Source organism: Brevibacterium sanguinis (genome assembly GCF_039528855.1).
GTDB classification, from domain to species: Bacteria; Actinomycetota; Actinomycetes; order Actinomycetales; family Brevibacteriaceae; genus Brevibacterium; species Brevibacterium sanguinis.
The window spans coordinates 77,156-89,455 of the sequence record NZ_BAAAMB010000003.1 but is presented as its reverse complement, the minus strand read 5'-3'; the positions used below and the strand labels follow the sequence as shown (position 1 = coordinate 89,455).

The 12,300-nt window shown below is 65.8% G+C and carries 7 protein-coding genes; all 7 read right to left on the bottom strand.

Going from position 1 to position 12,300, the window contains the following annotated elements; all coding sequences use genetic code 11:
- Nucleotides 1-2,415: 2,415 nt before the first annotated feature.
- Nucleotides 2,416-3,552, bottom strand: a complete 1,137-nt coding sequence (locus tag ABD154_RS02925; protein ID WP_211978519.1) for an N-acetylmuramoyl-L-alanine amidase — start codon at nt 3,550-3,552, stop codon at nt 2,416-2,418.
- A gap of 93 nt (nt 3,553-3,645) precedes the next feature.
- On the bottom strand, nt 3,646-3,963 hold the full coding sequence (gene trxA, locus ABD154_RS02920; RefSeq protein ID WP_198500082.1) for a thioredoxin: 318 nt from the start codon (nt 3,961-3,963) through the stop codon (nt 3,646-3,648).
- Between the two features lie 165 nt (nt 3,964-4,128).
- Entirely contained in the window at nt 4,129-5,118 is a 990-nt protein-coding gene (trxB, locus tag ABD154_RS02915; RefSeq protein ID WP_211978520.1) for a thioredoxin-disulfide reductase, read from the bottom strand.
- Nucleotides 5,119-5,279: 161 nt separating this feature from the next.
- Nucleotides 5,280-7,709: a protein kinase family protein gene (locus ABD154_RS02910; protein ID WP_249120967.1), complete on the bottom strand. Its 2,430-nt coding sequence runs from the start codon at nt 7,707-7,709 to the stop codon at nt 5,280-5,282.
- A gap of 54 nt (nt 7,710-7,763) precedes the next feature.
- The gene (gene murJ / locus ABD154_RS02905) at nt 7,764-9,377 is read right to left on the bottom strand and encodes a murein biosynthesis integral membrane protein MurJ (protein WP_344249940.1); all 1,614 of its coding nucleotides are present in this window, start codon (nt 9,375-9,377) and stop codon (nt 7,764-7,766) included.
- Nucleotides 9,378-11,687, bottom strand: a complete 2,310-nt coding sequence (locus ABD154_RS02900) for a DUF6049 family protein (RefSeq protein WP_211978522.1) — start codon at nt 11,685-11,687, stop codon at nt 9,378-9,380.
- 42 nt (nt 11,688-11,729) lie between these two features.
- Nucleotides 11,730-12,218 carry an NUDIX domain-containing protein gene (locus ABD154_RS02895; RefSeq protein WP_198500078.1) on the bottom strand — a complete coding sequence of 163 codons (489 nt, stop codon included), beginning with the start codon at nt 12,216-12,218 and terminating at the stop codon, nt 11,730-11,732.
- Nucleotides 12,219-12,300 lie beyond the last annotated feature (82 nt).

Below are 12,300 nucleotides of genomic sequence, written 5' to 3'. Positions count from 1 at the left end.
CCCGGCTTCTCGGCAGGTGTCTTTGCCGCACCCGGGGGACAGTCACCTCTATCGCGCCTTCTGAGTACCGCGTCCCCGTTGCACCCGTTGTTCAGCGGCCGCGCTGCCGGACAGTTCAGATAGCGTCAGGCCAACAATCGTTAGGTGAACGGTTGTGCAGTCTGCGATTCGACGGTGCTCCAGCATCATTTCCCCGTGACAGCGCCGTTTCGTTGTCGCTGCCGTCGCGTGATTCGCCAAGTTGCATGACCGTTGAAGGAATGGACAACTAGGGCTCCCCGCAATGCCGATCACAGATCGCTCGCAGAACGACTATCGGCTGGCCCCTACGCAAGCACAGACCGGCTCGAGCCAAGTTCGGCGCGGCGCCGTCTCTTGTCCATTCGCAGACCGGCCAATCGCACTTCAGGGGATGAGTATGTTTCACGCGAAACCAGGAAATTCTGGAACTTTCGCACGGTAGTTAGCGACGGACACCTACTGTTGCGATGACGTGCGTTCTGAGAATGACCATCCGGTGAGAATTCGTTGGAACGAAATGCCTGTGGTTTCATGTGAAACACCATCATCAGATTCAGCCAATCGGTGCTGAGAATCGTAGTCGGAGCGTCAGATTTGACCTCGCCCTGCAGCCACAATCTGGTCCGCGAGGATGGTTTCACATGAAACGGACGCGGTGGCGTTGGGATTCTCGTGATTCTAACGTGGAGGTTCGTGGTTCGTCGTGGTTACAGCCAGCCACACGCTGGCTGCTAAGTACGGTTTCACGTGAAACGGACGCGGTGGCGTAGGGATTCTCGTAGTTCCCACCTGCAAGCTCGTCGTTCGTCGTGGTTTTACAAGCTACGAGCCGGTTGGCGGGTATTGTTTCACGTGAAACAGACGTTTTAGCGAAACGATTAGATTACCCTCAACCGGCACAGCTGCGGTTCGTCGTGGTCCGTATAGCGTAGACAGTGGTTGAGCATGTGCTTCTGTCTGATGTCCCGGGGCTGCCCTCCTCCTGTGCCCCCCTCGCGATCGTCCATAATGGTTGGGTTCTGTTCACTTCCTGGGGTTCGTGGCTATGTGGACGAATCAGATGGCGCGTCTGTGTCTTCGTGTTGCCGAGCGTCTGGAGCAGAATCGATCGTAGCGCTTGATCTGCTATCTCCGACAGCACTGGATCGATGAAGTCGAATCCGGGAGAGAGATGCCAGGGTGCGCCTGATTCACAGAATATTACCCCGCAGTTCGATAGAGCTCGGCGTTTCACGTGAAACAGGGCCACTCGGAGACCATTATTGCCGACGCAGCCGAGTCCCGTGTGAGGCATTGCCAGCATGGTTGAGAATGCGTAGGTGTTTCACGTGAAACGGCCTGCCCGGTCCTTCAAGGTTCAAGATGCAGTGTTGCAGGCGCTGTTGTCGACAGTCGTACTAGCCTCCCCAAAGGACCGTAGAGCATGACCTTCTGCCTCGCGTCGTCGCAGAATGGTCGATAGTGCATTGCGGATACAGCTATTCGGGGCGCTTGTCCGTCTGTTTAGCTGCCGGGCGTCAAATCTTCTTGCCTTCCCTCTGCATCGGGTGTTTCACGTGGAACACAGACGTGGGTGGTTCACGTGGAACGGTGAGTCGGTTGTTTCACGTGGAACGGATCGGGCGTTTGCTACCGTGACTACAGTGGATCGGCGCCTGAACAATCAAACTTCTCCGCGCCGCCTCATGAAGGCTCGGTCATTGCATCGTATTGAGGTTTCGGCCTTTCTGTAAAACGCGTAGGCCGTCGTCGCCGAGGCGAATTCATCCGTCAGTCGCCTGAAACTGGGCACTTTGCATGGTGGCCGCGGCGCTGGAAAAGCGTTCAATAGCGAGCCGATTCAAGTCGCGTCTCTCAATCTCGGAAGTCCCCGCCCGAAGGCGTCTCGACATGTTCCGAGTGAAGCGGTCGGTGTGTTTCACGGGGAACGGCTTTTCCGCGAATGAGTGACGGGCGAGCGTGCTAGTTCCCTTCTGCTAACCGCGCAATCGAGGGTTCGTCATTGTTTCACGTGAAACCTCAGCCAACGTCGTTATGCCGGTCCATCGCAGCGATCGCCGTACAGTCATTGGTGTCAGCGCTGGACGGTTGTGTATCCGCACTCAGTGGACGACCTCGTCGGCGAGCGGACCGTAAACCGTAAGGACTGAGCGCAGTATGTTTCGCGGCCGGTTTGGCAATTGGATAACTTGGGTCCGTCCCACGAGAATTCCAACTCAAAAGGCCGGTCGGTCTGATGAAGATCCTCGCCGGTCCTAACTTTTTCTGGCGAAGAATCGATGAGAGCTCTCAGGACCCGTCTCGGTAGCGGTTGTGCCAGCGAGTGAATGCATGCGCCAGCGTGTGTACGCATCGGCGTCGGCCGTAGGCTTTGATTGAGTGTGCGCCTCGGCGTCAGCCGTAGGCTTTGATCTCGGCGAGACTGAGCGTGCCGGTTGCCGGGTCGGCATCCTCTTTCACGTAAAGGCGCTGCAATGCCGCCGCGATGCCGTCGGCGATGGCGTCGCGCACCGCGGGGTCCTCGAGGTTGCGGCGATCGTCGGCGTTGGTGAGGTACCCCGTGACGACATGGACTTTGGGTGTCCGGAGTCGCTTGAGTGACGACCACGTGCGTCCGTGCGAGCGGCAGTCGAGCATACCCGTGCGCGCGGTGATCTCGCTCTGGATGAGAGAGGCCAGTCGCTTCCCGACAGGCGAGTTGAGATCCGGGTGCTCCTCATGCCCGAAGTAGAACGTCGCCAGACCGTTCGCCCCGGGCGAGCGGCTGACGTCGGCGGTGACGGTGATGACCGCTGAGGCACCGAGCTGATCTGCGGCGTTGATCTCTGCCGCGTCGCCGTCGAGCACGATGGCTCCGGCCCCGACCGCTTCGAGACGGCCGGCCAAACGTCCGGCTACATCTGTAGTGACATCGCGTTCGAGCTTCTTCTGCCACTCGTTCATCGGCAGCGTGACGAAATCGGTGGTCGTGGTGGCCGCTTCGATGACGAAGGTCCGACCGGCCAACGAGGTCCCGGATGCTGCGACGCGTGCCGTCTCCTCGAGCGCGTAGAGGTTCCCCGTCGTGTGCTTGCGGTCGACGGCGTCGAGTCCACGGAGAGTCTGCGGGCCGGCGATGCCGTCGACCTTCGCTCCCAGACCCATCTGCAGCTCCTTGACGGCCGCCTCGGTGGCAGCGCCGTACTCGGCGTCGATTCGGCCGGCATAGAAACCGAGACCCGAGAGACTGCGCTGGAGGGTGAGCACATCATCGCCTGTGAGGACCTTGACGGGGTCGAAACGGAGTACACGGTCACCGAGCTGGAAACGGGCACGATCAAGCTCTGTGAACGTCTCAGAGCCGAGCACACCGTCGCAGAGGATCCCCCGGGTCTGCTGGAACTGCCGAACGGCGAGTTCGAACGGCCGATCGAAGTCCTCGCCGCGGGGATCTCCGACATTGAGACCCAGACGCGCCATCTGCGATTTGATCGCCGGCAGGACCTCTGAAGCGTCTCCGCTTCTGAACTGCGGTCGTTCCTGGTGATTCAATGTCGTGCCAATCTGCTGTGCTGAGGATGTGAAACTGCGGGGATGTACGCCGAAGGCGCCTGTTGATATTACAACAGGCGCCTTGGAACTTGATCAGATGAAGTCTTTGAGCTCGTCTTCGAGGGCAGGCTTCGGGCGGGCGCCGATGATGGTCTTCGCGACCTCACCGTCCTTGAAGACGTAGAGAGCGGGAATCGAGGTGATTCCGTACTTGCTCGCGGTCTCGAGGTTCTCGTCGGTGTTGACCTTGACGACGGTGAGCTTGTCAGCGTTCTCGTCGGCGATCTGATCAACGATGGGGCTGACCATGCGGCAGGGCCCGCACCAGGGTGCCCAGAAGTCGACAAGCACGGGCTTGTCCGACTTGAGGACGGTGTCTTCGAATGTAGCGTCAGTGACGTCGGTCGACATGATCTCCCTTTCTGCTGGTGAGTGTCATAAGCGGCAACAGCGTGCACGCGGGTTTCATTCCCCGAGGCCGCGGCCCGCTGGACCGAGGATTCTCGGATCCTCAGGGAATTCGGTCCCTTAGGGATTTCCGTCCTTCAGGCAAGTCGGCTCCTCAGGGAAACCGGCTCAGGCGTTCATCACCTCGACGGCGGCCTCGTGGTCACCCTCGGCCTCGAGGACATCGGAGGCGTCGAGATCCGCGAGATAGTTCTCCGCGTCGAGGGCCGCGGCGCAGCCGGACCCGGCAGCGGTGATCGCCTGACGGTAGACGGAGTCGATGACGTCGCCGGCGGCGAAGACGCCTTCGACAGCGGTCTTCGACGAGCGGCCCTCGACCTCGAGGTAGCCATCGGGACGCAGCGGCAGCTGCTCGGCGAACAGGCTCGTGCGCGGATCCGAGCCGATCGCGACGAACAGACCGGTCACCGGCAGCTCGGAGGTCTCTCCCGTCTCCGTGTTGCGCACGGTGATCCCGGTCAGCGCGTCCTCGCCGTGGATCGCCTCGACCTCGGTGTCGAGCATGTACTCGAGCTTCTCGTCGGCCTTCGCCCGATCCTGCATCGCCTGGGACGCACGCAGCTCCTGACGGCGGTGGATGAGCGTGACCTTCGAGGCGAAGCGGGTGAGGAACGTCGCCTCTTCCAACGCCGAGTCGCCGCCGCCGACGACGGCGATGTGCTGGTCACGGAAGAAGAAGCCGTCGCAGGTCGCGCACCAGCTCACACCGTGGCCCGACAGCTTCTTCTCGTTCGGCAGCCCCAGCTCGCGGTAGGCCGATCCCGTGGCGAGGATGACGGCCTTCGCGGTGTAGCGGGACCCGAGAGCGGTCTCGATCTGATGGGCACCGGGGTGCAGCTTGAGCGTCTCGACATCGTCGTAGACGACCTGCGCCCCGAACCGCTCCGCCTGCTCGCGCATGTTCTCCATGAGCTCGGGGCCCTGGATGCCGGCCGGGAAGCCGGGGTAGTTCTCGACGTCCGTGGTGTTCATGAGCTCGCCGCCGGCCGTCACCGAGCCCGCGATGACCACAGGAGACAGGTTGGCCCTGGCGGCGTAGATCGCGGCCGTGTACCCGGCCGGTCCCGACCCGATGATCACGAGTTGAGTGTCAGTCATGTGCGTTCCCTGTCCCTGTTGTGTGTTCTGTCATGTCGCGCCGCAGCGGCGCTGATTGGGTGCTCTCTAGGTAACCGAGCATACTCGGTGACTATTCCTCGCCGAGGCGGTCGATCGGTGCTGACCGCCCGACGGGGTTCGGTTGTCCTCCGACGGAGTGGCTAGGCGATGTCGACGGTGCTGATGACGGCCCGGTATCCGCCGTCGTCGCGGGGCAGCTCGGTGACCCAGAGGATGAGGCTGTCGGTGTCGACGCCCTCATCGAGGGTGACGGTGACGCCGCCCTTCGCATCGTCGAACTCCCCTTCGCCGACCTTCTTCGCCGACTCGGGGTCTGCGCCGCTGAGGATCTCGAACGCTCCGCCCGACGTCGACGAGACGACGGTGACCTCACTGACGGGTGCCGTCTTCTCGAACTCGAAGAGCAGGCCGACGCCGTCCTTGAGGTTGCCGAACTCCGCCGAGTTGTACCGGTCGGTGCGCCACGACCCCTTCTCGCCCTTGATGACGTCCTTGGCCTGATCGTCGTTCTCCGTGTCATCGCCCTGCGGGTCGAGCGCCGTGACCTTGTCGATCACCGGGGGCTCAGCCTGAGGCTCCTCCGTGGGCTGCTCTTCGGCCGGCTGACTCGGAGCCGTCGAGGCGGGTGTGGCGGTCGGCTCGTCCCCGCCCGAGTTGAGGTTGACGACGATGATGCCGATGATGACGGCGGCGATGACGAGGAGACCGAGGACGAGCAGTGCGAAGGGCTTGCGGGTGCGCGTCTTCGCCGCCTGCGGATCCTCATCAGCGGCGACCGCCCGGGAGCTCGCCGCGGCGCCTCCGCCGTTGCCGCCCCGCCCCCCGGCCGCACGTGACTGTGCGCCCGTGCCTCCGGGTGGCTGGGCACCGGCGCCGCCGGCACCTGCAGCGGCAGCACCTGCACCGGCCACTCCGGCACCCGCAGCCGCTCCGGCGACGGCAGTGCGACTGTTCGAAGGTGAACCGCCCGCGCCGGAGGCTCCCGCACCTGCGGCCGCTGCGGCACCCGAACCGCCGCCGGACCCGGAGCCGCCGCCGCCCGAGCCGGAACCGGCCCCGAGGCCGGCTGCCGTGGGGCGCTCGTCGACGGTCTCCGGCGAGAGCCGGCGCATCTGCTTCGGCGGAGTCGCGGCATTGGCCTCCTCCTGGCGGGCCGCCGAGGACGCCTCGAGCGCTGCCAGACGCCGGCGAGCCTCTTCCTCCTTGGCCTTCGAGATCCGGCGCTCACGCTCGTATTCGCGCAGCTGATGCTCGCGCTGCTGCTCCGAGGTCTCGAACATCCCCCCGAGGAACCACGAGCCGTCGTCCTCGTCGTCGATGATGACGCGGGTGTCGTTCTCGTCCTCCTCCTCGTCGATCGCGACGATGTCGAGGGCCTGAGTGTCCGGTTCGGGCTCGTCGCGGTTGAGGATCGGCGAGGTGAGGTTCTCGTCGTACTCGTGGGCCGAGTAGCCCGAGTACTCCGAGTAGGTCTGCTCCGGCTGCCACTCGTCCCAGTCCTTCGCGGCATTGTCGATCTGCTCGGCCCCGATCGGGAAGCTCGATGCCTTCCGCATCTGCATCCGATCGGCGTATCGTCCGGTGGTGCGACCGGAGACTCCGGCAGCGAGTCCCCTCGTCCCCGGCCGGGTGATGCCGATGCGCACGAGCGCGGCCTTGACCTGGTCCTCGCTCGCCGGTGTCGTCGCTCCGCCGATCGTCGGGGTCCCCGCCGTCGGCAGGCTCGTGGCCTCCTCGAAGCTCGCCGGTGAGGCGTCGAAGAGCTTGTCGTTCTCGGCCGCCGGGGTGCGGTTGACGTAGCGGAGCAGCTCGGCGTCCCACTCGTCGATGAAGCCGAGCACCTCGGCGACGGATCCCGGACCGGGGTCCTGCCCGGTGAGCACGCCGCTGATGAAGTCGTCGAGCTCTGCGGGCACCTCGGGGTTGAGCGCTTTCGCACGGGCGATCCGCGAGTTCTCCCGCGGTGCCGCGGGCACTCCGCTCATGCCCTCCTCGGCGGGCCAGTAGCCGGTCACCGCCGCATAGAAGAGCCGGATGAGGTCGAGGGCGTCCTGCCGGGAGGCCTTCGTCGGCGTGTAGTCGTCCGGGTCGATGACCCCGGTGCCCAGCGCCAGGGCCGCGTCGATGCCGATGCCGGAGACGAGGATGCCGCCCGACGAGGTGATCCCGACGACGCTCGGCCGGAGGAACATGTGGAAGAGTCCCCGCCGCGCCGAGGTGACGAGAACCGTGCCGATCTCCCCGATGAGCGCCTTCGCCGCGTCGACGGGCAACGGGGTCTTCGGCAGGATCTGTCCGAGCGCGGTGACGGCGATGCGCTGGGAGACGACGTAGTCGAGGCCGTTCGAATGCCCGACGTCGAGGGTCGGGGCGATGCGGGGGTCGCCGAGGATCGAGACGCGCTGGGCGGCTTCGAGGACGTCGGAGGAGGCCTCGGCGTCGGCGACGTGGATGAGGACGGGTTCATCGAGGATCGCATCGAGAGCCGTGCACACCGTGCCGACAGCGGGCTTGTCCTCGAGCCAGGGGCGGTCGACCGTTGATACGACATAGCGACCGGCTACGACCATGCCGGGTTCGATATCGATCAGGGGGATCACCTCCGGGGGCGGGGATTGGGCAGGCTATCTCTTCAGTTTTCCAGCTGCGAGCCCAATAATCGAATGCAACTCTCTGACACGGAGCAGAAAACAGGCGCCGATGTAGACAAGGAGCATGACCGATCCGACGACAGCCGTGGTGACGAAGGCCTGCCATCGGCCGGCCAGGGCGAAGTCGGGGAAGAGCAGGAGCATTCCGAATCCGGCGAGGCCGGCCGCGAGCGCCGCGATGAGGAACTTCACATGCGCCTTCGCGATCGCTCTGATGTCGATGTCGCCGAGGCGGCGGCGCAGGATCGCGAACGAGAGGATCATCGCGAACAGGTACCCGAGGCTCATGACGAGGCCGATGATCGCCACCGTCACGGACTTCGGGAAGATCGACGCCGAGAGCACCGCAAGGGACTGGAAGATGATCTGGGGCAGCTGGATGAAGAACGGGGTGCGCGCGTCCTCGTAGGCGTAGAAGACGCGCTGGGCGAGATAGTTCGCACTGAACGGGATGAGTCCGAAGACCATCGTGATGATGACGAGTCCGACCGCCGTCGCCTGTTCCCGGCCGGAGCCGGCGATGATCATCGCCACGGGCGAGGCGAGGACGACGAGGGCGGCGACGGCGAAGGAGTTGATGAGCCCGACGGTGCGCACGCCCATTGAGAAGTCCGACTTCACCGCTGCCGTGTCGTGGTCGGCGGCGTTCCTGCTCAGCGACGTGAAGAGGGCGGTGGCCAGGGAGACCGCGATGAGCGAGTGCGGAAGCATGAAGACGAGGTAGGCATTGGTGTACGCCGCGTTCGACGCGTTCCCTTCCCCCGGCACCGAGGCGCCGGCGGCGACCCGGGAGATGATGAGGAATCCGAGCTGTCCGACGAGCATCGCCGCGAACGTCCAGAACGCGACCTTGCCGGCGGTGCCGAGGCCGACTCCGCGGAATCCGAAGGTCGGCCGGTATGAGAACCCGATGCGCTTGAGCGGCCAGATGAGGATGAGCGCCTGCGCCGCGACGCCGAGCGTTGCCGACCCGCCGAGGAGGGCGATCTTGTCCGGCGTCCACGTGTCGAGGGTGTGCGGGGAGGCGGTGTTCGTGCCGAAGACGACGATGAAGATGAGCAGGCCGATGATCGCGACGACGTTGTTGAGCACCGGGGCCCACATGTAGGGACCGAACGACGACTTCGAGTTGAGCACCTGGCCGAGCAGCGTGTAGAGCCCGTAGAAGAAGACCTGCGGCAGACACCAGTAGGCGAAGGCCGTGGCCAGTGCCAGCTGTTCGGGGCTCCATCCCGAGGAGTAGAGCCACACGAGGATCGGCGCGGCGAGCGTCGCGATGACGGTGACGATCGTCAGCAGGAGGAACGAGAGGGTGAGGAGGCGGTTCGTGTAGTCCTGGCCGCCGTCGTCGCGCTTGGCCGCACGGACGAGCTGCGGGACGAGGACGGCGTTGACGACACCGCCGGCGAGCAGCATGTAGAGCGTGTTCGGGACCTTGTTCGCGACGTCGAAGACGTCGGCCTGCACTGCGGTGATGCCGATCGCGGTCGCGAGCAGGGAGGCCTTGACGAGGCCGAGGATCCGCGAGGTCAGGGTGCCTGCCGTCATGATCGCCGACGAGCGGGCGAGCGAGGAGAATGACGCCACTTACTGTCCCTTCCTCTCGGGGTTGTCGTTCTTCGCCCGGGCGACCGCTGCGGCCAGCTGCTGCTCCGGGATCTTCCTGCGTCCGCGGCGCACGGACTTGACCAAGCCGATCACGAACACCGCCGCGAGCGCCAATCCGACGACCGCGGTGCCGATGTTCTCCCAGTCCGCGCGCACCCGCACGAGCAGGGAGGTGCTCTGCGGGAGGACGACCCCGGATTCGGAGATCATCTCGATGCGCGTGGGCACGTCGGCATTGGCGAGCCCCTCGACGGGCACGTCGACGCGCATCGTCTCCGCCGGGGGCACGACGACGGTCTCCGTCGTCTGCGCCCGCAGCTGCGGAGTCTGCGGTTTCATCGAGAGCTTGAGCGTCGCCTCGGCGCCGGAGTCGTTGACGATCGTCACGGGGATCGTCGTCTTCTCCCCGGTGACGAGGAGCACCGACGATCCCTTCTCGAGGTAGAGGCTGTCGAGCTGGGCCTGGCTCGTCTGCTGCGCCTGGTCGAGGCACGTCGCGGAGTCCCCGCCGAGCGTCCACGCCACCGAGGTGCAGCCGAGCAGCGCACGATCGGTGCGGCGATTCGCGGCGTCAGGATCGGTGAAGACGCTGTTGAACTGCGTCTGCCGGGCACGGATGTCGGCGAGCCCTTCGAGCGTGCTCGTGGCGATCCGCTCGGGATCCTGCGCCTTCTGGAGCAGTCCGCGCGGCTCGATGTCGCTGCTGAGCAGGCTGTCGAGGTTGGCGGCGTCGACCCACGGGGAGCCGGCGACCGTGGAGACGACCTGCTCCCACTGCGCCGAGGCGGTCGTCCGCGGCAACGGGACGAGGAGGTGGCGGGACCGGTTGGGGGCCTCGGACTGGATCGCCGCGGTCGTCGCGACGAGCTCGCTCATCGCCGCGGCCGGCCGGTCGGCGGCGATGACGTCGGCACTGGCGGCAGTGAGAGCGGAGTCGCTGATGAGCGTTTCGACCATCGCGCTGCCGTCGGAGTTCGTCCGCGTCTGCGAGTGCGCGCTCTCCCGGATGCCCGACAGCGGCGGCTGCTGGACGTCGTCGAGGATGATCGTCTTGTTGCCGGCCGCCGAGAGCGCGGCGAGATCGGCGCGGGTCGCCGTCCCGGCGATCGGCCATCCGATGTCGGTCCGCGCCTTCGGCAGGACGTCCTTGACGAGCCGCTTCTCCTCCTGCGCGAACCGGCCGAGGTCGTCGAGCTCCCTGCCGGCCAGCGAGGCCTGATCGGGATCGCCGAAGGGCAGCGCGATGACGGTGTGGGAGCCGGCGGTTGCGAGGAAGTCCCGGTACCACGTGTCGAGCCGCTGTCGACGCTCTTCTGCCGCCCTCTCCTCTTCCGGGCTCTGCGCGCCCGGATCGTCCTCGGGCGGCGCGGTGCCGGCGTCCGTCGCCGGAGCCGAGGGCTCCTCGGTGGCAGCGGGGTCTCCGTCGTCGCCGGGCGGCGGCGGTTCGGCGACGGCAGCCTCGAACGAGGCGATGATCCGCGGGTCGAGGGCGATCGCGACGCCGGGGGTCTGGAGGACTCCGTTGACCGCGGTGAGCGGGCCGTCGGCGGCGATGGCCCGATCGAGCTCCTCGGCGCTGATGAGTCCGTCGCCGGTGTAGCCGGGCAGCGTCACCGGGGCGAGGAAGCTGATCCGGGTCTGATCGAACTTCGGATCCGGGTACCACGTCGTGAATGCGACGCCGGTCGCCAGCGCCCCCGAGGTGTCGCTGAGCTGGACGCTGAGACCGCGCGGGCCCCACGAGGTGTTCGGCGAGGACCGGGGCAGGCCGAGCTGGTCGGCGGGCACGGTCATCGTGAATTCGCCGGTGGCGCCCGGGCTGAGCCGGTCGGCGAACGTCGCATCGACGGCGGTGACCGGGTCGCTGTCGGCGGAGCTGCGGTTCCGCGCATCGGGTCCGTTGTCGTCGAGATCGGCGATGACCCGGTGCATCGACGGGTCGGTCTTCCACGCCTCGATGCGGTATTCGGCGTCGAGGTTGCGCGTCGACATGCCCAACCGCAGAGTGGGGTCGGAGATCGCGGCATCCGTCGAGTTCGTCACCGTCCCGCGGACCGTGAGCGTGCCGCTGCCGTTGAGCCAGGGGGTCACCTCGGTGAGGGCGATCGAGACGCCGGTTCCCGATTCCCCGCCGTCGGTGTCACCGCCGTCGGCGGCCCCGCTGCCGCTCGAGCGCGTCGGTGAGGCGGTGCCCGACTGGCTCGCCGAGGCGGTCAGCGGGTAGGCGAAGACCGACCCTGCCAGCAGCAGGGTCGCACTCAGCAGCGCGAAGAGAAAGCGCGTGATCACAGGTCCTCTGACTTCATCCGGCGGTCCACCGGGACACCGCTCTCACAGCTCCCACCTGCGCACCATGGGACGAGCAGCGGCGACGATGCGGCGCTCGTTGGCGAACGACAGCTTCGATCGCAGGTCGTCGAACGGCACCCAGGCGGCGTCGACGGCCTCCTGATCGGGATCGTTGTCGACGGTGAGCGTGCCCGACCTTGCGCGCAGGAGGAAATGGTGGACGAGCTTGTGGATCCGGATGCCGGTGACGGTGAACCAGTAGTCGACGGTGCCGAGCGGGCAGATGACCTGGCCGGAGATCCCGGTCTCCTCCTCGACCTCACGGCGGGCCGCCTCGGCGGCGGTCTCCGCTCCCTCGAGATGGCCCTTGGGCAGGCACCATTCGAGTCTGCCCGCCCGATTGAGCCGGGCGATGACGGCCACACTGAGATCATCGCTGGCGAAGTCGACGACGATGCCCCCGGCGGAAGTCTCCTCGACCGTCGTGCGGCGGGATGCCCGGGGTCCAGGTTTGGGCATCGGTGTGGTCATTCTCCTACCTTAATGGTCGATTCTTGGAAGTTTCGTCCGACGCGCTCCCGGTAGGCTGGAGGTTGCCTCCGGCAGGGAACCT

What these genes read in the sequence shown, in the direction of transcription:
- trxA (WP_198500082.1), bottom strand. Translation starts at nt 3,963, where the DNA reads ATGTCGACCGACGTCACTGACGCTACATTCGAAGACACCGTCCTCAAG.
- trxB (WP_211978520.1), bottom strand. Translation starts at nt 5,118, where the DNA reads ATGACTGACACTCAACTCGTGATCATCGGGTCGGGACCGGCCGGGTAC.
- ABD154_RS02910 (WP_249120967.1), bottom strand. Translation starts at nt 7,709, where the DNA reads ATGGTCGTAGCCGGTCGCTATGTCGTATCAACGGTCGACCGCCCCTGG.
- ABD154_RS02895 (WP_198500078.1), bottom strand. Translation starts at nt 12,218, where the DNA reads ATGACCACACCGATGCCCAAACCTGGACCCCGGGCATCCCGCCGCACG.